Consider the following 25,302-nt stretch of genomic DNA (forward strand, 5'->3'; position numbering starts at 1 on the left):
GCTGCTTAGGGGGGAAATGTCAATGCGCTTTGGGCGCAGGCGGGGTTCTGCGCTTTGGCGCGCGCAGAGAACCGGCCAGCAGCGCGAGGGCCAGCGCGATGGCGGGGATGTCTTTGGTGCGCGCATAAAGTGTTGGCGCAGGCAGCGGCGCGGGCAGGGGGGCGTCCAGATATCCGCTTTCGCCAAGCTTCAGGGCGGCGGTGACACGGCCTTGGGCGTCAATGATGGCGGAGATGCCGGTGTTGGCGCTGCGGATCATGGGTTTGCCCTGTTCTATGGCGCGCATCCGGGCCTGTGCGAGATGTTGCTGTGGGCCGGAGAAGCGGCCGAACCAGGCGTCATTGGTGATTTGCAGCAGATGGGTGCTTTGCTCGTGAAAGGCGTTGGCATAGGCGGGAAAGACGGCCTCATAGCAGATCAGGGGCGCAAAGCGGCCAAGGCCGGGGATGTCGATGAGCTTGGGCCCTGAGCCGGGCGAGAAGCTGTAGAGGGCGCGCTCGGCCAGACCGCGCAGCCCGAGGCGGGCGAGGGCCGTGCCAAAGGGCAGATACTCGCCGAAGGGCACGAGGTGATGCTTGTCATAGAGCGCGCTGATTTGGCCTGTGCCGGACAGCAGCGCCAGCGTGTTGTGCAGTTTTTGCCCTTCAAAGCGCTGAATTCCGAAGACTACCGGCACATCGCCCGCCGCCTCGGATATTTCGGCCAGCTCCGGCCCGGCCTGAGACAGGCTCCAGGGCAGGGCTGTCTCGGGCCAGACAATCAGATCGGGGCGCTGGCCGCCCGCTGCAGGCGCGCGCGTGAACGCCAGCTGGCGGGCATAAAACACGGGGATCCTGTCGGGTGACCATTTCTCGTGTTGCGCGGCGTTGGGTTGGATCAGGCGGATCAGCGGCGCATTTGCGCGCGCAGGGCTGTCTTGACGCAGCAAGGGCGTGAGTGCGAAGGCCACAAGCAAGGCCAAGAGGGGCAGAAGGGCGCCCAAAGAGGCAGGGCGGGGCCTTGTGGCCCTCCCTTTGGCCATCAGGGCCGCGCCCGGCAGCCTGCTCAGCACCAGAGCTGGCACAGCCAGCGCCAGAGCACTTGCGCCTGCCAGCGCCAGAAGGGTCAGCCCATGCGGGCCGATAAAGGCAGCCAGAAGCGCCAGCGGGCTGTCGGTCCAGATATATCCGAGCAGCGCCCAGGGGAAACCTGTGAACAGATGGGCGCGGGCAAATTCGGCCAGCCCAAGCGCGCCGATCAGGCCCAGGCGGCCGCGCCCCTGCGCCAGAGCCGCCGCGCCTGCCCAGAAAAGGGCCAGGCCTGCGGACATGAAAAACAAGGCAAAGGGCGCCATCCAGCCATGTCGCCAGGGCTCGATCAGGAAAGGTTCCACGATCCAGATCAGGGCGAGGGCAAAATAGCCTGTGCCGGCGGCCCAGCCCAGTGCGGCGGCGTGTCGCCGCCCTCGGGCGCGCAAAAGCCCCTCAAGCAGCGCGGCCAGAGCGAGCAGCGCCAGTGGCCAGAGATTGAAAGGCGCAAGCCCCAGAGCCGTGCCAGCGCCCGCCAGCGCCGCCAGCGCCATCTGGCGATGCTGCGGCGTATTGGGGCCGCTGGCGGCAGGCTCAGGAGGCTGCGGCATTGCCGCTGCTGTTGGCGGGGGGCGTGGTGTTGGGCGCGGTTTTGGGCGTGGCCGCTGTGGCACGGGCGGCGCGCTCGGCATGATCCGGCAGGCGCACGCGCAGCCGCTTGATGCGGCGCGGATCAGCATCGACCACCTCAAACTCAAAGCCCTCAGGGTGTTTCACGACCTCGCCGCGCACCGGCACGCGGCCTGTGAGCATGAAGACAAGGCCGCCGAGCGTGTCTACCTCTTCGCCGTCGACTTCATCGACATCGGTGAGGGGCAGGCCGATTTCCTGCTCGAACTCGTCCAAAGGCGTCTTTGCAAGCGCGAGGTAGCCGCCTTTCTTGTCGGCGGTGAAATAGACATCTTCCTCGGCGTCATGCTCATCCTCGATCTCGCCGACGACCTGTTCGATCAGGTCTTCGATGGTCACAAGCCCGTCAACGCCGCCGTATTCATCAATCACCAATGCCATATGTTTGCGCTCGGCCTGCATTTTGGCCAGCAGAACGCCGATGGGCATGGACGGGGGCACGAACATCAAGGGACGCAGAAGCGCCTTGAGCGAGAAGCGCCCCTTGGCCGCGCCGTTAAAGCCGTGTTGGAGTGCGAAGTCCTTGAGGTGCGCCATGCCGATGGGGCTGTCGAGCGTGTCTTCATAGACGGGCAGGCGGGTGAGACCACTCTCGCGAAACACGGTGACGAGCTCGTCTTTGGTGATGTTTGCGGGCACCGCCACGATTTCGGCGGCGGGCAGCATGACATCTTCCACGGCCATGCGCCGCAGGTTGAGCACCCCATGGGCGATATGCGCCCCCGGCGTATAGGTCGGCACGGGCGCGCCCTGGCGGGGGGCTTTGGGGCCGAGGGCTGAGAAGATGCGCTTGAACACCCCTGTTTTCACAGGGGGCTGTGGCTCTGATTGTGATGTGAGGGGAGGGTGGGGGAGCGCGCTTTGCGCTGCGCTAGAAGATCCGTCTTTGCTGTCGCCCATAATACCTTACCTTGCGGGACTGTCCGCGTATCTTGTCTAATATGGGTTAGCAATGCCCAATTTGCCAAGTATTTCTGTCTCGATCGTTTCCATCAGCGTGGCATCTTGGTCACGGATGTGGTCATAGCCCAGCAAATGCAGGGTGGCATGGATGATGAGATGGGTGACATGGGCCTCAAAAGCCTTGCCCTGATCGGCGGCTTCGCGCGCGCAGGTGTCATAGCTGATGGCGATGTCGCCGAGAAAAACCACCTCGTCGGGCCCTTGCAGGCCCGCCTCGGGGCGCGTTGGTGTGTCGCCGTCGGCTTTGGGTGCGAGATCGGTTTCGGGCCAGCTGAGCACGTTTGTGGGCGTGGCCTTGCCGCGAAATGCGGTGTTGAGCGTGGCGATGCGGCTGTCATCACAGGCGAGCAGGGCGATTTCACAGGCTTCTGGCGCAAGGCCGAGTTCCGCCAGCGCCGCCGTTGCGGCTTTCTCTGCGAGAGGGGCGAGGCCGGTCGTGTCCCAGCGGGGGTCTTCTGTGACGAGATCTATCAGCATGCGCGGGAGATAGCCGCTTCTGGCCGCAGGATAAAGCCCATTGCTTGACAGTTGGGCGGGAAAGATTTTATCTGACAAAAAGAATCAGGTATACGTTTTGAGAAAGGATTGTAGGATGTCACAGACCGAGATGGCGCGCGCAGCCGCTTGCCCGCGCATGGAGATGTCGCGCCGTAGGGCGTTGGCCGGGTTGGCGGGGGCTGTTGTCACATTGCCTTTATTGGGGGCCGCAGCGGCCCGGGCCACGCAGCTGGCCGAAGCGGGTGCGGCGGCGTTGGACGCGGGGCCGGCGGGGCTGCTCACCCGGCTGGGGTATTTTGAAGCGACTTACCGGATTGTTGCGGCGCTCTATTTGGGCGGCGCGCGCGCTTTGGCGCGGGCGCATCTGGAAGAGTCCCATCATGCGTTTTACGAGGATATCGCGCCTGCGTTGACTGAACTGGGCGCGCCCGGTTTTGCCGCAGAGGCGGGAGACTTTCTGGGCGCGGTGAAAGGGGGCAGGGATGTTGAGGCCGTTGCGGCGGCCTATGAGGCGCTTTTGGGCGCGCTGGCGCAGAATGGGGCGTTCGCAAGGCCAAGTGCTTATGACAGGCTCATTTCCGTGCACGCGCTGCTCATGCTGGCGGCGGCGGAATATGCGGGCGGTGTAGACGCGGGGCGCGTGGTGATGGCGATTGAGTATCGCGACAGCTGGGGGTTTTATGCCACCGCCCAGGCCCGGGCCGAGGCGATGGCGGCGAGCGGTGATCTTGGGCTTGTCAAGGCCGGGGCAGATGTGTTGGCGCAGCTGGACGGGGTTGAGGCGTTGTATCCGGGGTTGACGGCCAAAACGACCTCTGGGGATGTGTCGCGCTTGAGCGCGGCGGCGGGTTGGGCCCAGATCATTGCGCTGAGGGTGTGAGGCGGCGTGAGGTTTCGGATTGCCTTGTAGGACCTCCGGCGCGAGAGGGGCGCTGCCCCTCTCGGGTTCAAAAGCCTGTTGGCTTTTGAACCCTCACTCCCCGAGGTATTTTTGACCAGAAGAAGGGCTGGAGCTGTGATCGTGTGTCCGGTGGCCTTGGGGCCTGAGCGGGTCAGCCTTGTGGCGCGTCGGCGTCGTAGGCTTTGATGATGGCGGCAACGAGCGGGTGGCGGACCACATCATCGGCGGTGAAATAGTTGAAGCTGATGCTGGGGATGGTTTTGAGCAGGCGCTCGGCATCGGCGAGGCCGGAGGTGACGCCGCGGGGGAGATCGACCTGGGAGCGATCACCGGTGATGACCATGCGCGAGCCTTCTCCGAGGCGGGTGAGAAACATTTTCATCTGCATGGCAGTGGCGTTTTGGGCTTCGTCGAGCACCACGAAGGCATTGGCGAGGGTGCGCCCGCGCATGAAGGCCAGCGGGGCGATCTCGATGCGCTTTTCCTCGATCAGCTTGGCGAGCTGTTTGCCGGGGAGAAAGTCGTTCAGCGCGTCATAGAGCGGCTGCATGTAGGGGTCGACCTTGTCTTTCATGTCACCGGGCAGGTAACCGAGCTTCTCGCCGGCCTCGACGGCGGGGCGCGAGAGGATGATGCGATCAACATGGCCCTCGATGAACATATTCACGCCCACGGCCACGGCGAGATAGGTTTTGCCTGTGCCGGCGGGGCCGATCCCGAAGCCGAGCTCGTTGTGAAAGAGGTTTTGCACATAGGCTTTTTGCGCGGCGGTGCGCGGCTCGACGGTTTTCTTGCGGGTGCGGATTTCGATCTTGCCGGATTTGAACATTTCCATCTGGCCTTCCGGCGCGCGCGTCAGGCTGGCGCCGGTTGCATCCAGGCCCGCATCGAGGCGATAGGCGCGGTCGATATCGCCCGGCTCGACGGGGCGGCCCGCCTCCAGGCGCCCGTAGAGGCTGTGCAGGATTTTGGAGGCGGCCTCTGTCTGGAAGGCATCGCCGATCACCGCGAGATGGTTGCCGCGGCGCAGGATCTGGACGGCGAGCTTTTGCTCGATGTCGGCGAGGTTGCGGTCAAATTCGCCGCAGAGCTCGATCAGCAGGCGGTTGTCGGGAAAATCGAGCAGGACCTCGCTGGGCGTGGCGCGGTCTTTGGGAGCGGCGGCCTGGGCCGATGTTTCGCTGGGGGGCGGTGTTGACGGGCTCACGCGAACCTCCTGAAGCCTGTATCTGTCCTCCCACTTATGGGGCAATCCGGGGGGGGCTACAAACGTTTTCAGGCCGCGGCGCTTGCTGCGCTGCGGCCGGCTCGTTTTTGGCCTCTCCCGGACATGCGCTTAGAGCGGGTCGGTGATGGTTTGATCGCCTTTGTAGGGTCCGATGGCCGTATTGGGCGGGGCAATTCCGGAGCAGACAGGCTTGCCGTAGGGGTCAAGCCGCTGGCTGAGGTAGCCTTCGATGCCGTCGTCAATGATCCAGTGGTCACAGCCGTTTGGATCAACCCAGATGCCGGCGACAAGGTTGGAGAGGTGTTCCTCTTCTTCGGAGCCTTGGCCGTAATCGAAGGTTTTATCGGTGTTGACGCGCCCTTGGCCGCCCTCGGCCCCGAGACCGACAAGCATGGCTTCGCTGCACCCTGTGATCAGCAGGGCACCCGAGAGCATGGCTGCGAGTTTGATGTTAAGCATGGTTTTGCTCCCTTTAGCGCACACAGATGATTTCAACGCGGCGGTTTTGCTTCATGCCGCCGGCTGTCTTGTTGGAGGCGACGGGCATCCGCTCGCCATAGCCGCGCACATCGGCGATTCTGGCTCCGGCAGATTTGGCCACGGCGGCCACCGCATTGGCGCGGTTGTAGCTGAGCTTCATGTTGTATTGGTCAGAGGCGCGGCTGTCGGTGTGGCCGGCAATGATGAAGGCCGTGGCCTTGGCGGTGCGGAAGAACTCGGCGAGGCTTTCGCGGCCTGACGCGCTGATCTTGTAGCTGTTGGTGGCAAAGAACTGGTCGGAGTTCATTACGCCGCACACATCGCCGCGATGGCAGACGGGAATGCCCTGGCGGGTTGTATGTGGCGACATATAGCCTTCAAAGCCGTCGTCCATGACCCAATGTTCACAGCCGTCTGGATCAACCCAGATGGTTGGCGCATATCTTTCGCCGGTTACAGTGCGCGTTGCGTCTTGTGCTTGGGCGGCGCTGACTGTCATCACCGCGCCCATGGCAAAAGCAGCAAGGCTTGTTACTGATTTTGAAATCAAATTCGCCACAGCAGATGTCCTTACAATTGTTACCCCCGATCAGGCCCATAAAATGGTATGGCAGCCATAGGCTCTGACACTCGTCTACGGGGGCAGTCTAGCAAGATTGCGGCGCTTGTGAAGTGGAGAAATCACAATATCTTGTGGGTAACTTTCATTTCATGCGCAGTCTGGGTGGTTTTGTGCCGGTCCCGCGAAAGCCTGCAGGGCGCAGCTGTGGCCCTGGGCGCAGGGCCAGCGTAAGGTTTGGCACCGCTGTGCGCCGTTGGGGTTTTGCGGCTCAGGCTGTGATCAGCTCACCGGCGAGGGAGTTGCGCACGCTCTGGACAATGCGCACCCGTGCCATCGCGCCGCGCGGCAGGGGGCAATCCTTGACATGGACCGCGTGAAGGTAGCCGGTTTTGCCCATCATCTGGCCTTCAAGCTTGCCGGGTTTTTCAAAGAGCACATCGAGCTCGCGCCCGACCATGCTGTCCTGGATCGTCTTTTGCTGCTGGGCGATGAGCGCTTGCAGCTCTTGCAGGCGCGCGTCGGCCAGGGCGGGCTCGACCTCGGGGCGCTCGGCGGCGGGGGTTCCGGGGCGGGGGGAATATTTGAACGAAAAGGCCTGCCCGTAGTTCACTTCGCGGATGAGATCCATGGTGTCGGCGAAGTCCTGATCGCTCTCTTCGGGGAAGCCGACAATGAAATCACCGGAGATGAGAATATCGGGGCGAGCGGCGCGGATGCGCTCGATGAGGCGCAGGTAGCTGTCGCGGGTGTGGCTGCGGTTCATCCGTTTCAGGATCCTGTCGGAGCCGGACTGCACGGGCAGATGTAGGTAGGGCATGAGCTTGGCGCAGGTGCCGTGGGCTTCGATGAGATCATCGGTCATGTCGTTGGGGTGGCTTGTGGTGAAGCGGATGCGCTCCAGCCCGTCGATTTTATCGAGCTGCCAGATGAGCTGGGCAAGGGTGGCTTCCGCGCCGGTTTCACCAAGGCCGTGGTAGGCGTTGACGTTCTGGCCCAGGAGGGTGATCTCGCGCACGCCGCGCGCGACCAGATCGCGTGCTTCGGTGAGGATGCGCGCCACGGGGCGGGAGACTTCGGCACCGCGCGTGTAGGGCACAACGCAGAAGGCGCAGAACTTGTCGCAGCCCTCCTGAACGGTGAGAAAGGCCGTGGGGCCGCGCGCGGCCTTGGGGCGGGCGGCGAGGTGCTCGAATTTGTCATCGATGGGGAAGTCGGTGTCGAGCGCCTTTTCGCCGGCGCTGGCCTTGGCCTCAAGCTCGGGCAGGCGGTGATAGCTTTGCGGGCCGACGACCAGATCGACCATCGGCTGGCGGCGCATGATCTCGGCGCCTTCGGCTTGGGCCACACAGCCGGCGACACCGATTTTCAGATCAGGGCGGGCCTCTTTGAGCGGTTTGTAGCGGCCCAGCTCGGAATAGACTTTTTCGGCGGCCTTTTCGCGGATGTGGCAGGTGTTGAGCAGAATCATATCCGCATCATCAGGGGTGTCGGTTTGTTCGTAGCCCTTGAGCGCCTCGGCCATGCGCTCGCTGTCATAGACATTCATCTGGCAACCATAGGTCTTGATGAAGAGCTTTTTGGGGCTGGTCATGGCTATCTGTCCTGAGTGCGCGGTTTGGGCGTTGGTTAGCGAAAATGCTGCCCACTTGCAATGCACGAAGAATTCCCCAATTCTGCGCCAACAGAAGGCCGAGGTTTATGCAGAGTTCATTTACGAGTTTGAAGAGTTTTCTCGCCGAGGGCGCAGGCGCGCTGGCCAAGGGGCCGGTTGCGCTGGTGTTTGCCGAAGACGGGGCGGAGCTTGACACCACGCTGCGCCATCATCAACAGCTGGGCTTTCAGACGGTGATCGGCTTTGTGCCGCCGGAGTTTGACCTCGCGCCAGACCTTGAGGAAACGGTGGTGCGCGTCTGTTATGATGCGCGTGTCCAAGGGGGGGCGCTGCCGGCGATCAATGCGCTGATCCCGCGGGCGGTGGGGCAATGGCTCTATTTTTGCTATAATGCGGAATATCTCTTTTATCCGTTCTGCGAAACGCGCGCCGTGGGGGAGATGCTGGCCTTTCACACCGAAGAGCGCCGCGACGCGTTGCTGACCTATGTGATCGATCTTTATGCTGACGATCTTGAGCGCCACCCCAATGCGGTTTCGCTGGACAGTGCGTTTTTGGATCGCACGGGCTATTATGCGCTCGCCCGCCCGGATGCGGCCAATCACAACCACCCCAAGGAGCGCCAGCTTGATTTTTTTGGCGGTTTGCGCTGGCGGTTTGAGGAGCATGTGCCCCTGCGGCGGCGCAAGATTGACCGGGTCTCGCTGTTTCGGGCCAAGCCTGGCTTGGAGCTGCGCGCCGATTTTACCTTCAACGATGAGGAATATAACACCTACGCCTGCCCCTGGCATAACAATCTCACGGCGGCGGTGTGCTCGTTTCGCACCGCCAAGGCGCTCAAGCGCAATCCTGGCTCGACCTATGATATAGAGACCTTCCAGTGGCACAATTCGGTGCCCTTTGAGTGGCATTCGCGCCAGCTGCTCGATCTGGGATTGATGGAACCAGGCCAGTGGTTTTAGAAGCGGTTCGGCCCCCTGTTTGAGCGGTGGACCTTGGCTTGAGCCTCGTCTAAAACGCTGGGAACACACTCGCGGGGACCAGACCAATATGTCATCACATGGCGCAGCACTTCCAATGCTTTCACGTAAGAGCACAGGCCTGTCGGGGCAGGCGCATGTGCCGGGCGATAAATCCATATCGCACCGGGCGCTTATTCTGGGCGCGCTCGCGCTGGGAGAAACCCGGATCACCGGGCTTCTGGAGGGGCAGGATGTGCTTGATACGGGCCGCGCCATGCGCGCCTTTGGGGCCGAGGTGGAAGACCTTGGCAGCGGCAACTGGCGGGTGCAGGGCGTGGGCGTGGGCGGCTTTGGCGAGCCGGATCACGTGATTGACTGCGGCAATTCGGGCACCGGTGTGCGCCTGATCATGGGCGCGATGGCCACTTCGGATATGACGGCGACCTTTACGGGCGATGTCTCGCTCAACGGGCGGCCCATGGCGCGGGTGACAGACCCGCTGGCGCTTTTTGGCGCGCGCGCTTACGGGCGGCGCGGCGGGCGCTTGCCGATGACCATTGTGGGCGCGCCCGATGCCGCGCCTGTGCGCTATGAGGTGCCTGTGCCGAGTGCGCAGGTGAAATCGGCGGTGCTTTTGGCGGCGCTCAATGCGCGCGGCGAGACACAGGTGATTGAGCGCGAAGCGACGCGCGACCATACCGAACGGATGCTGGCGGGCTTTGGCGCGACCCTCGAGACCGAGGACACCGCCGAGGGGCGGCTCATCCGCCTTGAGGGGCAGCCCGAGCTGAAGGCGCAGGACATCACCGTGCCGCGCGATCCGTCTTCGGCGGCCTTTCCTGTCTGTGCGGCTCTGATCACCGAGGGTTCGGATGTGTTTGTGCCCAACATCGGCCTTAACCCGACGCGCGCGGGGCTGTTCACCACATTGCAGGAGATGGGGGCTGACCTCACCTATGAGAACCTGCGCGAGGAGGGCGGCGAGCCTGTCGCGGATTTGCGCGCCCGCTTTTCGCCCGAGCTGAAGGGGATAGAGGTTCCGCCTGCGCGCGCGGCGAGTATGATTGACGAATATCCGGTGCTCTCTGTTGTGGCCGCTTTTGCCGAGGGGCGCACCGAGATGCGCGGCGTGAAAGAGCTGCGTGTGAAGGAGAGCGACCGCATTGACGCGATGGCCAAGGGGCTGCGCGCGGCGGGAGTGAGCGTGGAGGAAGGCGAGGACTGGTGGATCGTCGAGGGGCGCGGCCATGGCCATGTGGCGGGCGGCGTGACGGTGGAAAGCCGGCTCGATCACCGGATTGCGATGTCCTTCCTTATTCTGGGCATGGCAAGCGAAAAGCCCATGCAGGTGGATGATGGCGGGCCGATTGCCACCTCCTTCCCGATTTTCGAGAGCCTTATGGGCGGGCTTGGCGCCGTGATCGAGCGGGTGTGAGCATGGGCTTTGCCATTGCGATTGACGGGCCGGCGGCGGCGGGTAAGGGCACGATCTCCAAGGCTGTTGCGGCGCATTTCGGCTTTGCGCATCTGGACACGGGGCTGCTTTACCGCGCGGTGGGTGCGAAGGTGCTGACGGGCGTTGACCCGATCGAGGCGGCCCGCGCGCTTGTGGCCGAGGACCTGGACAACGCCAGCCTGCGCAGCGCTGAAGTGGCCGAGGCGGCGAGCCGCGTGGCGGTGATTGGCGAGGTGCGGGCGGCATTGGTCGATTTTCAACGCGCCTTTGCGCGCCGCGCGGGCGGAGCCGTTCTGGATGGGCGCGATATTGGCACGGTGATTTGCCCGGATGCACAGGCGAAGCTTTTTGTCACCGCGAGCGCTGAGGTGCGCGCTGCGCGCCGACTGGCCGAGCTGCTTGCGCGGGGGGATGCGACCAGCTTTGAGGCCGTGCTGGCCGATGTGCAGGCGCGCGATGCGCGCGATGCGAGCCGCGCGCAAGCGCCGATGGTGGCGGCAGAAGATGCGGTGCTGATTGACACCTCAAGCATGAGCATCGAGGCGGCCGTAGCAGCGGCGATAACGGCGGTTGAGGAGGCGAGGACATGAAGACACGCAGGCTGGGCAGAGATGGCCCCGAGATTTCGGCTATGGGCTATGGCGCGATGTCCTTCTCGGACTTTTATGGCGCGACCAGCGAGGCCGAAAGCCACGCCATTCTGGACCACTGCCGCAGTGTCGGGCTGACGCATCTGGACACGGCCAATATCTACGGCATGGGGCGCTCCGAAGAGGTGATTGGCAGCTACCTTGCGCGCCACCCCGAAGCGAAGCGGGAGTTTGTCATTGCCACCAAGGCCTCGATTGCGCGGGATGATGCGGGCAACCGTGTTTTCCGGAATGATCGCAAGCACTTGGAGGCAGAACTTGATAAATCGCTTCAACGGATGGGTGTCGATCATGTCGCGTTGTTCTATGTCCACCGCCGTGACCCTGATGTGCCGATTGAAGAGGTGACGGAGGGGCTTGCCGAAATTGTGAAGACGGGCAAGGCGGGCGGCTTCGGCTTTTCGGAGATTGCGCCGAGCAGCCTGCGCCGCGCGGCGAAGGTGGCGCATGTGGCGGCGGTGCAATCGGAGTATTCGCTGAGCACGCGCAGCCCGGAGCTGGGGCTGGTGCAGACCTGCGCAGAGCTTGGCACGGCGCTGGTGGCCTTCAGCCCCGTGGGGCGCTCTTTGCTGACGGACCGCCCCCTGAGCCTTGAGGCGGTGCAAAAGCTTGACTTTCTGCGCGGCAACCCGCGGTTTATGAGCCCGAATTACGAGGCCAATGTGCGTGCCGCTGAGGCGTTTTGTGCGCTGGCGGCGGAGATGGGCGTTTCGGCGGCGGGGCTGGCGAACGGCTGGCTGCTGGCACAGGGCGAACATGTGATTCCGATTCCGGGCACGCGCTCTGCGGCGCATTTGAACGACTGTTTGCAGGGCGCGGCGCTTGCGCTTTCAAGCGAGGATCTGGCGCGGATCGAGGCGGTTTTGCCTGTCGGCTGGGCGCATGGGGACCGCTACTCCGAATCGCAGTGGATTGGACCTGAGCGGTATTGTTAGAGATCGAATTTTCGCTGCGCGAAAATCCGATCCTCTGGGGGCGCTGCCCCCAGACCGCAACTTTTACTGTGGGGCCAGCCCCCCCAACCCCCCGGGATATTTAAGGCAATAAGAAAGACTTAGAGGGCGAGGGGGGTGAGGTTTTCGTCTAGTCGGCCGCCGAGGGTATGGTTTTGCAGGAGGGCAGAGAGCTTTTGCGGCAGGCTGCGGTTGCCGATCTTGTGCCATTGGGATTGGCGGGCGTGCCAATAGGCGGCGCGGGCGGGGCCGAGGGGGGCCAGCTCGGCGCGGCTGAGGGCGAAGCTTTGATCGGCCACGAACTCATAAGGGTGCAGGTAGATGTGCGGCGCCAGGCCGGCCTGTGTGCTGGCCTTGATGAGCCTTGCGGCGGTGGCGCGCGAAAAGAGCTTTAGGTATGTTCCGCCGAGGCGCATTTTGGGGGCCAAGGCTCTGGGGCGCGCGGCGAAAATGGGCAGAATTTTGAGTGGAGGCGCGAGGCTGGCAGAGAAGTGGCGCGCGGCTTCGGCGGAGTTGCACAGATAGGAGCTGTCATATTCGACATGCTTGGCGAGCAGGGTGTAATGCGCAGATCTGCTTTGCGGGATGCGGAACTTGGGCGCGCGAAAGCCTGTGACGGGCTGGCCTGAGGCGGCGCGCAGGGCGCTGAGGGCTTTTTGCAGATTGGCGGCGAAAGCCTCGGGGGTTTCTTGATCGATGCAGTCGTGAAAGTGGTGGTGGCAGGCGATTTCATGGCCCTCAGCGGCGATGCGCGCGATGAGCTCTGGGGCTTGTTCGGCGATGATGCCGGTGCAGAAGAAGGTGGCGCGCGCGCCGCCGTGGGCCTGAAGGAAGCGCTCGATGGCCTCATAGGCGCGTGTGAGCGCCGCGATGCGCAGAGGGCGGGTTTCCCAGAGGCCGAGATCGCGGCCGAGGTCATGGGAAAAATCTTCAAAATCAATGCTGAGGAAGAGTTTGCTCATGTGAGCAGCTCTCGAGGGATGATATAGGGGCCGATCACCAGAGCATCGACGCCGCTGGCGCGGAAGGTGGCCAGAGCATCGGCGGGAGAATAGACGATGGGTTCCTGAATGTTGAAGCTTGTGTTGAGCAGGACAGGCACGCCGGTGCGCGCACCGAAGGCTGTGAGCAGCGCGTGATAGAGCGGGTTGGCGCTCTGTCTCACGCTGTGCACGCGCGCGGAGCCATCGGTATGGGTGATGGCGGGGATCTGGCTGCGTTTGTCGGCGCGCACGGGGGCGACGATGTTCATGTAGGGGCTGGGCTGGGAAAGCTCGAAGAACTGCGCGGCGGCCTCTTCTGTGACCGAAGGCGCGAAGGGGCGGAAGAGCTCGCGCTTTTTGATCTTGTCATTGAGCGCGTCGCGGATTGCGTCATGGCGCGGATCGGCGAGAAAACTGCGCGCGCCCAAGGCACGCGGGCCGAATTCGGCGGCGCCCTGAAACCAGGCGATGAGCTGGCCGCTGGCCAGCAGCTCTGCGGTGCGCTCGGCCAGCGCCTGCGCGGGCAGGGGCGCGGGCAGCTTGGTGACATGGCCTTCCAGCGCGGCGGCGATATCGGCCTCCTCAAAGCGCGCGCCAAGGTAAGGGCTGCGCAGATTGGCGCTTTGCGCCCCAACAGCTGTGCCTTGCAGCGCGGCGAGACAGGCACCTATGGCACAGCCCGCATCATGGGGCGCGGGGGGGATGGACACCTCACTCATGAGGCCGCGCGCAAGCAGCGCGCCATTGGCCGTGACATTGAGCGCACAGCCGCCGGAGAGCACGAGGCGGGTGATTTCGGGGTGGCGCGCGCGGGCCGGGGCGAGCACATGGGCCAGTGCTTCCTCATAGGCGGCCTGCACGGAGGCGGCGAGGTTGATGTGATCTTGCGTGGGCGCTTCATCCGGTGCGCGGGGCGGGCAGAAGAGCGCCGCAAGGCGGGGGTGAAAGCGCCCCTTGCGGGCATCGTGATAGTCGGCGAGCCGCGTGTTGAGCTGGTAGCGGCCCGGGCTGCGCAGGCGCAGGATATGGCGCAGGATATCGTCTTTCCAGACCGGCGTACCATAGGGCGCGAGGCCCATCATCTTGTATTCGCCTTCGAGCATCTGAAAGCCCAGATAGCCTGTGAAGACGGAGTAGAAATGCCCCAGCGAGTTGGGCCAGCGGTGGCGTGACAGCTCTGTGCGGCGGCCGTTCTGCACGGCGGTGAGCACGGTGGAGGCATCTTCACCGCCGCCATCATAGCTGAGCGAGAAGCATGTCTCCCAGCCACGCATGGCTTCGGCGTAGAGCTGGTGGGTGAGGTGGTGGTCAAAGTAGCGGATCGTGGCGGGGAAAGCGCCATAGCGGCTGGCAAGCTTGCGGCGCAGGCGGAAGAGATCGGCCCAGGAGCCGGTGGGGGCGGCGCTGGCCGAGTGGCGAAAGAGCTGGAGAGCTCTGGCCGCAGGGGCCGCAGCCCGCGAGGGCGCGTGCAGCATTTTGGCGAGCGTGCCAAAGGTGCGGGTGCGCAGCCGCCAGGGCTGCCAGTAGAGCGCGATCAGGCCGATATCGCCAAAGCTGATGCCCGCGATGCGCAGAACCTCGTCGATGGCGTCAAAGGGGAAGTGGCCGTCGTTCTTTATGCGGCTCAGGCGCTCGTTTTCCACGGCGGCGAGCAGGACGCCGTCTTTCATCAGCGCGGCGGCGGAATTGTCCATGGTGGCAAGGCCAAGGGTATACACAAACAGGCTTTCACAGTTACACTGCCGACTATCCGGCGGCTACACGGGCGGCTACACGCGCCGCGCAGAAGGCACCGCGCGCCGCCACCGGCAAAGTTAACATTGGCCGGTGGGTTTCACAACGCCCGAAGTGGCCGGGCTTGGGGCGGTGAGGCGGGCGCAGGCGCCTGTCTTTGTGGGCTTTGGGTGCAATGAGGCTTGCGCTTGGAGCGGGAGCGTTATATACGCGCGCCTGTCGAACAAGGCGGATCAACCGCAGGGCAGAGGAAAGCAGGGTCGGACACTCCGGCCCTCTTTGTTTTGAACGCTGCGGGGCTGCGCTGACCAACTAGAGAGTGTCCGCTTTTGGCGGGCCGAAACCCAAGAGACCGGCGGAGACAACCGCGCGGCCAGAAACACTTAAAAGGAATGAAACGCCACATGGCTCACAACGTATCTATGGAAGACTTTGAAGCGCTTTTGAACGAAAGCTTCGAAATGGACACGCCCGAAGAGGGGTCTGTTGTCAAAGGCAAGGTGATCGCGATTGAAGCGGGCCAAGCCATCATCGACGTCGGCTACAAAATGGAAGGCCGCGTTGATCTGAAAGAATTCGCAAACCCAGGGGAAGAAGCCGAACTCGCCGTTGGCGATGAAGTGGAAGTCTTCCTGCGCTCGGCAGAGAACGCCCGTGGCGAAGCTGTTATCTCGCGTGAGATGGCGCGCCGCGAAGAAGCCTGGGACCGTCTGGAAAAAGCCTATGCCGACGAAGAGCGCGTGGATGGCGCGATCTTTGGCCGTGTCAAAGGCGGCTTCACGGTTGACCTCGGCGGCGCCGTGGCCTTCCTGCCCGGCTCGCAAGTTGATGTGCGCCCTGTGCGCGACGCGGGCCCGCTCATGGGCCTCAAGCAGCCTTTCCAGATCCTCAAGATGGACCGTCGCCGGGGCAACATCGTTGTGTCGCGCCGCGCGATTCTGGAAGAAAGCCGCGCCGAACAGCGCGCCGAAGTCATTGGCAATCTGGCCGAGGGCGACAGCGTGGATGGTGTGGTCAAGAACATCACCGAATACGGGGCCTTTGTGGACCTTGGTGGCGTCGACGGCCTGCTGCACGTCACAGACATGGCCTGGCGCCGTGTGAACCATCCTTCAGAGATCCTCACAATCGGGGAAACTGTGAAGGTTCAGGTCATCAAGATCAACAAAGAGACGCACCGCATCAGCCTTGGCATGAAGCAGCTTCAGGACGACCCATGGGATCTGGTTGCGGCCAAGTATCCGCTTGAGTCTGTTCACATGGGCCGCGTGACCAACATCACCGATTACGGCGCATTTGTTGAGCTGGAAGCCGGTGTTGAGGGGCTTGTGCACGTTTCTGAAATGTCCTGGACGAAGAAGAACGTCCACCCCGGCAAGATCGTTTCAACTTCGCAGGAAGTTGAAGTCATGGTTCTGGAGATCGACGGTGCGAAGCGCCGCGTATCGCTTGGCCTCAAGCAGACACAGCGCAACCCATGGGAAGTCTTTGCGGAAACGCATCCTGAGGGCACGGAAGTGGAAGGTGAAGTCAAGAACATCACCGAATTCGGCCTGTTTGTCGGGCTGGACGGTGATATCGACGGCATGGTCCACCTGTCTGACATCTCCTGGGATGAGCGCGGCGAAGACGCGATCCAGAACTACCGCAAAGGCGATATGGTTCAGGCGGTTGTCTCGGAAGTTGACGTTGAGAAAGAGCGCATTTCGCTCTCCATCAAGGGCCTTGGCGGCGACAAGTTTGCCGAAGCCGTGGGTGGCACGAAGCGTGGCAGCATCATCACTGTTGAAGTGACGTCGATTGAAGATGGTGGCGTTGAAGTTGTGTATGAAGGCATGAAAAGCTTCATCCGCCGCTCCGACCTCTCGCGTGACCGTGCCGAGCAGCGCCCCGAGCGTTTCTCTGTCGGTGACAAGGTGGATGTGCGCGTGACCAACGTTGACGCGAAAACCCGCCGTCTGGGCCTCTCGATCAAGGCGCGTGAAATCGCGGAAGAGAAAGAAGCCGTGGAGCAGTATGGCTCCTCAGACAGCGGTGCTTCGCTGGGCGATATTCTGGGTGCGGCGCTCAAGTCTGAAGACTGAGCCGACCCCCGAGCAGACAGAAGGCCCCGCAGCGCAGGTTGCGGGGCCTTTTCTTTTGCCCGAATCGCGCTGGCCTCGGCGCAGGGCTAAGTCTGCTGTTTGCCCCGGTGCTGCGTTGCAGCAGGCGGCTTGTTGCCCAGAATTGCGGCAAGAGCCCTGATTTCACTTCTGTTTTTGCACAATTGTGGCTTGCTTAGAGGTTCCTCAAGGCAAATTTTCTTCTATAGTCTTGGTCAGATATAATTAAGAATTCGACTTGGGGAGATACATTCACATGATCCGCTCGGAACTTGTTCAGAAAATTGCAGAAGACAATCCGCATCTCTTTCAGCGCGATGTAGAACGCATTGTGAATACGATATTTGATGAAATTATCAACGCCATGTCGCGTGGCGACCGGGTTGAGCTGCGCGGGTTTGGTGCCTTTTCTGTCAAGAAACGCGATGCGCGCACCGGCCGCAATCCGCGCACGGGCGAAGCTGTGCAGGTGGAAGAGAAGCATGTGCCGTTTTTCAAAACCGGCAAGCTGTTGCGCGACAGGCTGAACGGAAAATAACAGATGCGTTTTGTCAGATACCTGTTTTTGGCTGTTTTGGCCGTCTGTTTGATCACTCTGGCGCTTGCCAATGCCCAAATGGTGACACTGACAGCGCTGCCCACTGGGCTTGAGCAAGCTTTGGGGCTCTCCTTTGCGATTGAGCTGCCGCTGTTTTTGGTGATTTTTGTCGGGATCCTCGCGGGTCTGCTGATGGGCTTTGTCTGGGAGTGGCTGCGTGAGCACAAGCACCGCGCCGAGGCCGCGCGCCGCCGGGGCGAAGTGCGCAAGCTTGAGGCCGCACTCAAAGAGGCCAAGGGCGCGCCTGCCGCCCCTGCAAGCGAGGCTGATGAGGTTCTGGCTTTGCTGGAAAAAACAGGCTGACACGCAAGCAACACGCCGGACAACGGCGGCGGGCCGTGGCCGCGCGCCATCCAAGAATGTGAGAGGCCACAATGGATATTCGGGTCAAGATATGTGGGCTGACACGGCCTGAGGACGTGGCCGCCGTGGCCGCGGCTGGCGCGCAGTATGCGGGGTTTGTCTTTTTTCCCAAGTCACCGCGCAATGTGTCTGTGCCGACGGCTCGGGCGTTGGCGCTTGCGGCCCCGGTGGGGTTGGCCAAGGTGGCGCTTGTGGTGGATGCAGAAGAAACCCTGCTGGACCAGATTGTCGAGGATGTGCCCTTGGACATGCTTCAGCTGCATGGCCATGAGAGCCCAGAGCATGTGGCGCACCTGCGGGCCCGCTACGGGCTGCCTGTGATGAAGGCGATCGGGGTGGCTGGCGCCGACGATATGGCGCAGATCGCGCTCTATGAAGAGGTGGCCGACCAGCTGTTGATTGATGCCAAGCCCCCCAAGGGGGCCGATTTGCCGGGGGGCAACGGGCTGTCCTTTGATTGGCGGCTTCTGTCGGGGCGCAAATACTGGCGCAAACCCTGGATGCTGGCCGGGGGGCTGACAGCGGCGAATGTGGCCGCGGCGGTGCGCATGACAGGCGCGCGCCAGGTTGATGTCTCGTCAGGAGTTGAAAGCGCTGCCGGTGTGAAAGACGCGGGCAAGATAGCTGATTTTGTCCGGGCGGCACGCGATTGAGAGGCCGGCGTCTGGCCGCAGTGATCTGTGTGGCGCTCCTTGGGCTCGCGGCGCTGGCTTTGGCCAGAGACGGCGAGACCCACCATGTGCGCTATGCGGGCGAGCGCCATGCCTACCAGCTCTTTGTGCCGCCGCGTCAAGAGGGTGTCGCGCCGCCGCTCCTTGTGATGTTGCACGGGTATGATGGCAGTGGCCGGCTTTTGCGGCGCGAGTCAAACATTGACGCTGAGGCGCGCGCGCGCGGTATGGCTGTCGTCTATCCGCAGGCGCTCAAAGACAAGACGGGCCGCGCCCATTGGAATGCCAATATGAAGCTCTCGCGGCGCGATGATGTGGGGTATTTGAGCGCTTTGGTGGCGCATCTGGTGCCGAGCCATGGGTTTGATCCTGCAAGGGTTTTCGTGGCCGGGGAGTCCAACGGTGGCTATATGGTCTATACGCTTTTGTGCCAGACACAGGGGGTTTTTGCCGCCGGTGCCAGCGTGATGGGCACGATGAGTGGCGCGGATTGGAAGAGCTGCAAGCCCCAGGCGCCTGTGCCTGTGTTGCATGTGTTTGGCACGGCGGATGACGTTGTCTCGCCCAGGGGCACAGCCGAAGATATGGAGGGCTGGGGCGGTGCGCCCGAGGCCGGGCAGGTGCTCTGGCGTTGGGCTGCCTGGAACGGGGCGGTGAGCGCGCGCCAGAGCCAGCTCTATTCCGATGCGCAGCGTTTGAGCTACCTGCGCGCCGATGGCAGCCTTGCGGCGGAGCTCGTGACCCTGGAGGGAATGTGGCACGACTGGCCCGCAGGCCATCACGGGCGCGCCGATGCCGCTGCGCTGATGTTTGATTTTTTCACCCGCGCGCGGCCCTGAGCCACGATAAACATGCGATCGCTGTTTACCCCTGTGCAGGCATGGGCTACATCCTGAGCAACAGGGACTGGAGCAAACAGATGGATGATCTCTTTAATTCGTTTATGAACGGACCAGATGAAAACGGCCGCTTCGGTGAGTTTGGCGGGCGCTTCGTGTCCGAAACGCTGATGCCGCTTATTCTGGAGCTTGAGGCCGAATATGAAAAGGCCAAGACCGATGACAGCTTCTGGGCCGAGATGGATGATCTCTGGGCGCATTATGTGGGCCGCCCCAGCCCGCTCTATTTTGCCGAACGGCTGACAGAACATCTCGGTGGGGCCAAGATTTACCTCAAACGCGACGAGCTCAACCACACCGGCGCACATAAGATCAACAACGTGCTGGGCCAGATCCTGCTGGCGCGCCGCATGGGCAAGAAGCGCATCATCGCCGAGACAGGCGCAGGCCAACACGGTGTGGCCACGGCGACGGTCTGTGCCAAGTTCGGCCTGCAATGTGTGGTCTACATGGGCCAGCACGATGTTGAGCGCCAGGCGCCCAATGTCTTCCGGATGCGCCTGTTGGGGGCCGAGGTTATTCCTGTCACCTCCGGTCGCGGCACCCTCAAAGACGCCATGAACGATGCGCTGCGCGACTGGGTGACCAATGTGCGCGACACATTCTACTGTATCGGCACGGTGGCGGGGCCACACCCTTACCCCGCGATGGTGCGCGATTTTCAGAGCATCATCGGCAAGGAAGTGCGCTGGCAGCTTGCCGAGCAGGAGGGTGCGGGGCGCCTGCCCGATACGCTGATCGCCGCCATCGGCGGTGGCTCCAATGCAATGGGGCTGTTCTACCCGTTTCTGGACGATGCGAGCGTCAACATCATCGGCGTGGAAGCCGGCGGCAAGGGTGTGAACGAGAAGATGGAGCATTGCGCAAGCCTCACCGGCGGGCGCCCCGGCGTGCTGCACGGCAACCGCACCTATCTGTTGCAAGACGATGACGGCCAGATCCTTGAGGGCTTCTCGATCTCGGCGGGGCTTGATTACCCCGGCATCGGCCCAGAGCACAGCTGGCTGCATGACACGGGCCGCGCGCAATATGTCAGCATCACCGATCGCGAAGCGTTGGAAGCCTTCCAGCTCTCCTGCGCGATGGAGGGGATCATCCCGGCGCTGGAGCCGAGCCATGCACTGGCGCATGTGATGAAGATCGCCCCCGATCTCCCGCGCGACCATATCCTCGTGATGAACATGTGCGGCCGTGGCGACAAGGACATCTTCACCGTTGCCAAGCACCTCGGGTTCGACATGTCCGACACAGAAGGGCGCGAGCTCGACTGAGGCGGCCCTTTCGTCTTTTTTCTTTCTGAAAATATCCTGGGGGAGTGTGAGGGGGCAAAGCCCCCTCACGGATCGGATTTGCGAAGCAAATTCGAAATGCCTCAGCCCAAAGCATGGTCTTTCAAAACCCTGAGCGGCACAATTTCCAGCGCACGGATATGGGTGGCTTGCAGATGCACTTTCGGGGCGCAGCCTTCGTCATGAGCCTGCAAAAACCGCGCGGCACAGAGGCACCAGCTGTCGCCAGCCTTGAGGCCGGCAAAGCCGAAATCCGGGCGCGGCGTGGAGAGGTCGTTGCCGACATATTTCGAGAAGGCGAGGAACTCTTGCGTCATCACCGCGCAGACGGTGTGGCTGCCGGTATCGGCGGCGCAGGTGTTGCAGCTGCCATCCCGGAAATAGCCGGTGAGCGGCGCTGTTGAGCAGCTGTCCAGCGGCCCGCCCAGAACATTGATTGCGGGTTCCGGTGTCATTGGGCTGCCCTCGCGAGGGCGCGAAACATGGCCACATTGGACGTAAAAACACCGGTCTCGCGAAAACGCCTGTCTGCGGCGTTTGCGGCAATCACTGTGCCCAGGGGCTGATTGATATAGATATATTGCCCATAGACGCCGCGCGCCAGAAACTCGCCCGGCGCGGCATCCGGAGGGATCCACCACTGGTAGCCATATTGGGTGTTGCCGGGCGCTGTCTTGGCCGAGGGGCGGGTGCTTTGGGCAATCCAGGCAGCGGGGACAATTTGCCGCCCCCCCGAGCGGCCGTTTTGCAAGATCATCTGGCCAAAGCGGGCGTAGTCGCGGGTGCTCAGGTTCAGCCCGCCCAGCACAAAAGCCACCCCTTGGCCATCTGTGACATAGTAAGGGCTTTGCTCAAGCCCGAGCGGGGTGATGATGTGCTCAGAGAGCAGATCGGGGATGTTGCGCCCCGTTGCGCCGCGGATGACCATCGAGAGCACATGGGTGTCGATCGAGACATATTGCCAGGCCGTGCCGGGGGCGGCGTCTTTTTCTGTCAGCGCTGCGGCGAAGCCATCCATCGACTGCCCGAAGGCCAGTACCCGGCCCATCTTGTTGATATCGGACCAGAAGTCGAGGTAGTCCTCGTTAAAGCGCACGCCGCTCTCCATTTGCAGCACATCCTCGATGGTCGCGCCGTCATAGGCGCTGCCGGCAAGTGCGGGGGCATATTGCGTGACAGGGTCTGTCAGGCTGTCGATGGCCCCTTCTTGCAGCAGCACGCCGAGGAGGGCGGAGAGGTAGGATTTGGCCACCGACCAGGAGATGCGCAGATCATCCGGCCCTGTGCCGAGATAATAGGCCTCGTGGCGCAGAAGCCCGTCCTTGAGCACCACAACGCCGGTTACGGCGCGCTCGAGGGCCCATGTTTCAAATGTATCCGGCAGCGCAAGCGGCTGGCCGATGACCAGCTCGGACACGGGCCCATCGCCGCGGGAGACCGGCTTGGAGAGGAACATGCTGTCCATATGGGAGAAGTTGTGCACGATCTTGTCAGCCGAGAAGAGCGAATTGACGGCCATTACGCGGGTGATTTCCTCGCGCTTTCCCAAATAGAGCGCCGCCCCGATGAGGACGAGCAAAAGCAAGATGCGGCCAAGCCATTTTCCGAATGTGCGCATGGTATCTCCTGTTGCCTTGGCGCTAGGATGCATGAGTGCTGCGCACAAGGCAACGGGGGCGCGGGGGGTTACTTGAATTTGTCCATGAGCTTTTGCATGGGCGAGCGGCTGTCTGCCTCTGCTGGCTGGGCTGGCGCGGGGGGTGTTGGCATGGCTTTGGCGGGCTTTTCGCGCGGGGGCTGCGCGCGCAGGGCGACGGCATTCATGAAGCGCGGCGCATCGCCTGCGGCCAGCGCGGGCGCACCCTCTGCAATCCCGCGCAGCACGTCATCGAGCCAGCCGGCCTCGGCCTTGGCAAAGTCTGCGAGCACATAGCGCGAGACAGCGTCTTTGTGGCCCGGATGGCCGATGCCGAGGCGGATGCGCTGGTAGTCGGGGCCGATATGGGCGTGGATCGAGCGCAGGCCATTGTGGCCTGCGTGGCCGCCGCCTTGCTTCACGCGGCATTTGCCGGGGGCGAGGTCGAGTTCGTCGTGAAAGACCGTCACATCCTCGGGGGTGAGTTTGTAAAAGCGCATGGCCTCGCCAACCGATTGGCCGGAGAGGTTCATGAAGGTTTCCGGCTTGAGCAGCAGAACCTTCTCAGAGCCAAAGCGCCCCTCGCTCACAAGGGCTTGGAACCCTTTTTTCCAGGGGCCAAACCCGTGATCTCGGGCAATTTCGTCCAGTGCCATGAAGCCGATGTTGTGCCTGTTCTGTGCATATTTGGCCCCCGGGTTTCCGAGACCGACAAAAATCTGCATGGGCGCATCCTTCGCTGCTGTGCATTGTGCTTACGGCATCTGCGCCCTAAGTTTCAACCAAAGAGGCTGTTCACGGTGCAGGAGTGTGGGTTGGAACGTTTTGAGTTAAATGGTGTGCAGTTGACCTGCCCGGAAGCGCAGCTGAGTGCAAAAATCCGCGGTAAGCTGGCTTCGGGAGACTATGAGGGCAGCGAGGCGCGCGCGGTGTTGTTGCGGCTCAAGCCGGGTATGCGGGTTTTGGAACTTGGCGCAGGGCTTGGCTATATCAGCGCCCTGGCGGCGGCGATCACCGGAGCGCAAAATGTCACCTCGGTTGAGGCCAACCCAGATATGCTGGCCACCATTCGCGACAATCACGCCCGCAACGGGCAGGCGGCCATCACCCTGCATCACGGTGCGGTTGTGGGCCCTGATTATGAGGGCGAAACCCTCGCTTTTGCGCGGGCGCGCCAGTTCTGGGCCTCGCGGATTGCCGGTGTCTCTGACAGCGGTGCCGGGGTTGTGCAGGTGCCTGCACTGCGGATTGACGGGCTCTTGGAGGCGGTCAAGCCCGGGTTTGTCATCATGGATATTGAAGGGGCTGAGCAATATCTGTTCACAAAACCCTGGCCGCGTTCTGTGCGCCAGGTGGTGCTTGAACTGCACCCCAAGCAATATGACAGCGCAAAGACCATCAAACAGATGATGGATATGCTGTCACTCTCCGGGCTGACTTACGATCCGGTGGCCTCGCGCGGCACGCTGCTGGCGCTGCGCCGGGTGTGAGCCAAAGGCACAAAAAAGCCCGCGCTCACTGAGAGGCGGGCTTTTCGGTTGGCTTTTGCGCGGCAGGTTATTCTTCTGCGGCGGTTTCGGCGTCTGCCTCGTCCTCGTCATCCCCTGCGGAGCGCAGGCTTGAGGGGGCAGAGATATTTGCGATCACAAAATCACGGTCAATCGTGGGTTTTGCGCCTGCGGGCAGGGTCACGTCAGAGATGTGAACGATATCGCCCACATTCATGCCCGCCAGATCCACTGTGATGCTTTCAGGGATGTCGCCAGCTGTCACATTGAGCTCAACCTCGGGGCGCACAACTGTCAGAACGCCGCCTTTCTTGATTCCGGGGGCTTCTTCTTCGTTGATGAAGTCCACGTTGATGAAGAGGTTGATCTTTGAGGTGCGGCGCAGGCGCAGCAGGTCGATATGTGTTGGCAGGTCTTTGACCACGTCGCGCTGCACGTTGCGGCAGATCACGCGCACATCTTCCTGACCTTCAACCTTGAGGTTGAACAGGGTTGAGAGGAAGCGGCCTTCTTTAAGCTTTTTCAAGAGCTTGTTGAAGGGAATGTTGATGGGCAGCGGGTCTGCTTCGCCCCCATAAACGATTCCGGGAACCATGCCGGCGCGGCGTGCCTGACGAGCGGCGCCCTTGCCTGTCCCCGTGCGTGCCTCGGCGTGAAGATCTGGGATCTGTCCAGCCATATTGAATACTCCATAAGTTAGGGCGGGGATCCTCCAAGGCTGTATCCCCGCGTGAAGGCTGCGCGATAGCCCAGTTAGGGCATATTGGCAAGGGGTTTGGCGCAGTTTTCAGCCGTATTCCAGCTGCAAATGCCCACCCGCCGCGCGGATGCGCTCATAGAGTGCATAATCCGGCGCGCGGGCGGCTTTGAAGCGGGCTTCAGTTTCTCGGCTGAGAGAGGTGTCAAGCGCGGGGGAGGCATTGGCGGTTTTGAGCACAATTTCCCGTCCGAAACGCGCTTGCAGGAACGCCAGCAACGCCCCCATCTCCTCATAGGCAAACAGATGATGCAAGGGCGGTTGGCCGGTCTTGAGTGTGAGAAACTTATGTTGCGTGCCCACATTCGCATGAGCCGCGCAAGGGCGCTCCAGCGCATCTCGCACAAAGGTTTCAAAATCCAGGCCCGCGGTGGATTTGGGGCTGCCGTCAAGCGCGCTGCGGCTGCGGTATTTATACCAGCTGCGCAGATGGTTGAGCGGGTCGCGCATCACTGCCACGCGCTCGGGGGTGAGGCCATAGGCCTTGCGCAGAAAGGGCGCGCAGTCCCTGTCAAAGGCAGCGGCAGACATGTGCTTGCGCCGCCCCTTGAACAGGATGTCAGCCTTGCCGCGCAACGCCGCCTCCAGCGCGGTTGTGCCTGTCTTGGGCACAGCCAGAAGGGCCAGGTTCTGTTTGAAAAAAATTTGCACGCGTGACCACACCTTTCCCGCTCGTTCGCCCAGCTTAAGCTGAGAGGCAAGGTGTGAAAATACCCTTTCTTTTCGCGCCCAACCTTCTTGGCTGTGGCGCTTGGCCACAACAGGGGCCGCCAGATTGGCTGTGACGCCGTCATTCCTTT

26 protein-coding genes are annotated in these 25,302 nt (G+C 62.4%); 12 read left to right on the forward strand and 14 right to left on the reverse strand.

All coding sequences use genetic code 11. From position 1 onward, the window contains the following. Positions 1-19 precede the first annotated feature (19 nt). The 3 genes from lnt to ybeY are packed head-to-tail and all read right to left on the reverse strand — an operon-like array spanning position 20 to position 3,137. A complete protein-coding gene (lnt, locus tag Q0478_RS14255) occupies positions 20-1,618 on the reverse strand; it encodes an apolipoprotein N-acyltransferase (protein ID WP_298680420.1) in 1,599 nt (532 codons plus the stop codon). After that, on the reverse strand, positions 1,602-2,597 hold the full coding sequence (locus Q0478_RS14260; RefSeq protein WP_298680423.1) for a hemolysin family protein: 996 nt from the start codon (positions 2,595-2,597) through the stop codon (positions 1,602-1,604). Before Q0478_RS14260 ends, lnt begins: the two co-directional genes overlap by 17 nt. Positions 2,598-2,633: 36 nt before the next feature. Continuing rightward, the gene (gene ybeY, locus Q0478_RS14265; protein WP_298680424.1) at positions 2,634-3,137 is read right to left on the reverse strand and encodes an rRNA maturation RNase YbeY; all 504 of its coding nucleotides are present in this window, start codon (positions 3,135-3,137) and stop codon (positions 2,634-2,636) included. 115 nt (positions 3,138-3,252) lie between these two features. Here ybeY and Q0478_RS14270 point away from each other — a divergent pair, with 115 nt between their 5' ends. Next, positions 3,253-4,038, forward strand: coding sequence for a hypothetical protein (locus Q0478_RS14270; RefSeq protein ID WP_298680426.1), 786 nt, complete (start codon positions 3,253-3,255; stop codon positions 4,036-4,038). A gap of 172 nt (positions 4,039-4,210) precedes the next feature. On the opposite strand, the gene Q0478_RS14275 is transcribed toward Q0478_RS14270, so the two are convergent. From Q0478_RS14275 to miaB, 4 genes are all read right to left on the reverse strand, one after another. Further along, positions 4,211-5,185, reverse strand: a complete 975-nt coding sequence (locus Q0478_RS14275) for a PhoH family protein (RefSeq protein ID WP_298680483.1) — start codon at positions 5,183-5,185, stop codon at positions 4,211-4,213. A gap of 210 nt (positions 5,186-5,395) precedes the next feature. Further along, entirely contained in the window at positions 5,396-5,746 is a 351-nt protein-coding gene (locus tag Q0478_RS14280) for a hypothetical protein (protein ID WP_298680428.1), read from the reverse strand. Positions 5,747-5,759: 13 nt separating this feature from the next. Continuing rightward, positions 5,760-6,266: an OmpA family protein gene (locus tag Q0478_RS14285; protein WP_298680485.1), complete on the reverse strand. Its 507-nt coding sequence runs from the start codon at positions 6,264-6,266 to the stop codon at positions 5,760-5,762. A gap of 331 nt (positions 6,267-6,597) precedes the next feature. Beyond that, positions 6,598-7,920, reverse strand: a complete 1,323-nt coding sequence (gene miaB / locus Q0478_RS14290; protein ID WP_298680430.1) for a tRNA (N6-isopentenyl adenosine(37)-C2)-methylthiotransferase MiaB — start codon at positions 7,918-7,920, stop codon at positions 6,598-6,600. Between the two features lie 107 nt (positions 7,921-8,027). Here miaB and Q0478_RS14295 point away from each other — a divergent pair, with 107 nt between their 5' ends. The 4 genes from Q0478_RS14295 to Q0478_RS14310 all read left to right on the forward strand — a co-directional run bounded on the left by Q0478_RS14295 (position 8,028) and on the right by Q0478_RS14310 (position 11,944). Beyond that, positions 8,028-8,903, forward strand: coding sequence for a hypothetical protein (locus tag Q0478_RS14295; protein ID WP_298680432.1), 876 nt, complete (start codon positions 8,028-8,030; stop codon positions 8,901-8,903). Between the two features lie 88 nt (positions 8,904-8,991). Beyond that, complete coding sequence (gene aroA / locus Q0478_RS14300) at positions 8,992-10,338, forward strand: 3-phosphoshikimate 1-carboxyvinyltransferase (RefSeq protein WP_298680434.1); 1,347 nt, start codon at positions 8,992-8,994, stop codon at positions 10,336-10,338. 2 nt (positions 10,339-10,340) lie between these two features. Then, positions 10,341-10,949 (forward strand): (d)CMP kinase, encoded by a 609-nt coding sequence (cmk, locus tag Q0478_RS14305; protein WP_298680436.1) that lies wholly within the window; start codon positions 10,341-10,343, stop codon positions 10,947-10,949. Continuing rightward, positions 10,946-11,944, forward strand: coding sequence for an aldo/keto reductase (locus Q0478_RS14310; protein WP_298680438.1), 999 nt, complete (start codon positions 10,946-10,948; stop codon positions 11,942-11,944). Before cmk ends, Q0478_RS14310 begins: the two co-directional genes overlap by 4 nt. A gap of 119 nt (positions 11,945-12,063) precedes the next feature. Here Q0478_RS14310 and Q0478_RS14315 read toward each other — a convergent pair whose 3' ends face one another. Together Q0478_RS14315 and Q0478_RS14320 are read right to left on the reverse strand one after the other, a co-directional pair. Further along, positions 12,064-12,924 (reverse strand): polysaccharide deacetylase family protein, encoded by an 861-nt coding sequence (locus Q0478_RS14315; protein ID WP_298680440.1) that lies wholly within the window; start codon positions 12,922-12,924, stop codon positions 12,064-12,066. Next, complete coding sequence (locus Q0478_RS14320; RefSeq protein ID WP_298680442.1) at positions 12,921-14,663, reverse strand: carbamoyltransferase C-terminal domain-containing protein; 1,743 nt, start codon at positions 14,661-14,663, stop codon at positions 12,921-12,923. Before Q0478_RS14320 ends, Q0478_RS14315 begins: the two co-directional genes overlap by 4 nt. A 408-nt stretch (positions 14,664-15,071) precedes the next feature. Here Q0478_RS14320 and rpsA point away from each other — a divergent pair, with 408 nt between their 5' ends. The 6 genes from rpsA to trpB all read left to right on the forward strand — a co-directional run bounded on the left by rpsA (position 15,072) and on the right by trpB (position 20,583). Beyond that, on the forward strand, positions 15,072-16,763 hold the full coding sequence (gene rpsA / locus Q0478_RS14325; RefSeq protein WP_298680444.1) for a 30S ribosomal protein S1: 1,692 nt from the start codon (positions 15,072-15,074) through the stop codon (positions 16,761-16,763). A 274-nt stretch (positions 16,764-17,037) separates the two neighbouring features. Continuing rightward, a complete protein-coding gene (ihfB, locus tag Q0478_RS14330; protein ID WP_298680446.1) occupies positions 17,038-17,319 on the forward strand; it encodes an integration host factor subunit beta in 282 nt (93 codons plus the stop codon). A 3-nt stretch (positions 17,320-17,322) separates the two neighbouring features. Next, the gene (locus tag Q0478_RS14335) at positions 17,323-17,682 is read left to right on the forward strand and encodes a LapA family protein (protein ID WP_298680448.1); all 360 of its coding nucleotides are present in this window, start codon (positions 17,323-17,325) and stop codon (positions 17,680-17,682) included. Between the two features lie 71 nt (positions 17,683-17,753). Continuing rightward, complete coding sequence (locus tag Q0478_RS14340) at positions 17,754-18,395, forward strand: phosphoribosylanthranilate isomerase (RefSeq protein WP_298680450.1); 642 nt, start codon at positions 17,754-17,756, stop codon at positions 18,393-18,395. After that, complete coding sequence (locus Q0478_RS14345; RefSeq protein ID WP_298680452.1) at positions 18,392-19,252, forward strand: PHB depolymerase family esterase; 861 nt, start codon at positions 18,392-18,394, stop codon at positions 19,250-19,252. The genes Q0478_RS14340 and Q0478_RS14345 overlap by 4 nt, the downstream gene beginning before the upstream one ends. An 80-nt stretch (positions 19,253-19,332) precedes the next feature. Continuing rightward, positions 19,333-20,583: a tryptophan synthase subunit beta gene (gene trpB / locus Q0478_RS14350; protein WP_298680454.1), complete on the forward strand. Its 1,251-nt coding sequence runs from the start codon at positions 19,333-19,335 to the stop codon at positions 20,581-20,583. Between the two features lie 101 nt (positions 20,584-20,684). Here trpB and Q0478_RS14355 read toward each other — a convergent pair whose 3' ends face one another. The 3 genes from Q0478_RS14355 to pth all read right to left on the reverse strand — a co-directional run bounded on the left by Q0478_RS14355 (position 20,685) and on the right by pth (position 22,962). Further along, positions 20,685-21,056, reverse strand: a complete 372-nt coding sequence (locus Q0478_RS14355; RefSeq protein WP_298680456.1) for a DUF2237 domain-containing protein — start codon at positions 21,054-21,056, stop codon at positions 20,685-20,687. Continuing rightward, the gene (locus Q0478_RS14360) at positions 21,053-22,219 is read right to left on the reverse strand and encodes a serine hydrolase (protein ID WP_298680458.1); all 1,167 of its coding nucleotides are present in this window, start codon (positions 22,217-22,219) and stop codon (positions 21,053-21,055) included. The genes Q0478_RS14355 and Q0478_RS14360 overlap by 4 nt, the downstream gene beginning before the upstream one ends. Before the next feature lie 68 nt (positions 22,220-22,287). Beyond that, positions 22,288-22,962: an aminoacyl-tRNA hydrolase gene (gene pth / locus Q0478_RS14365; RefSeq protein WP_298680460.1), complete on the reverse strand. Its 675-nt coding sequence runs from the start codon at positions 22,960-22,962 to the stop codon at positions 22,288-22,290. Positions 22,963-23,052: 90 nt separating this feature from the next. Here pth and Q0478_RS14370 point away from each other — a divergent pair, with 90 nt between their 5' ends. Beyond that, a complete protein-coding gene (locus Q0478_RS14370) occupies positions 23,053-23,727 on the forward strand; it encodes an FkbM family methyltransferase (protein ID WP_298680462.1) in 675 nt (224 codons plus the stop codon). A gap of 67 nt (positions 23,728-23,794) precedes the next feature. On the opposite strand, the gene Q0478_RS14375 is transcribed toward Q0478_RS14370, so the two are convergent. After that, positions 23,795-24,424 carry a 50S ribosomal protein L25/general stress protein Ctc gene (locus tag Q0478_RS14375; protein ID WP_298680464.1) on the reverse strand — a complete coding sequence of 210 codons (630 nt, stop codon included), beginning with the start codon at positions 24,422-24,424 and terminating at the stop codon, positions 23,795-23,797. 108 nt (positions 24,425-24,532) lie between these two features. Next, positions 24,533-25,153 (reverse strand): hypothetical protein, encoded by a 621-nt coding sequence (locus Q0478_RS14380; protein ID WP_298680466.1) that lies wholly within the window; start codon positions 25,151-25,153, stop codon positions 24,533-24,535. Positions 25,154-25,302 lie beyond the last annotated feature (149 nt).

The organism is uncultured Lentibacter sp. (genome assembly GCF_937123735.1).
Lineage (GTDB): Bacteria > Pseudomonadota > Alphaproteobacteria > Rhodobacterales > Rhodobacteraceae > Lentibacter.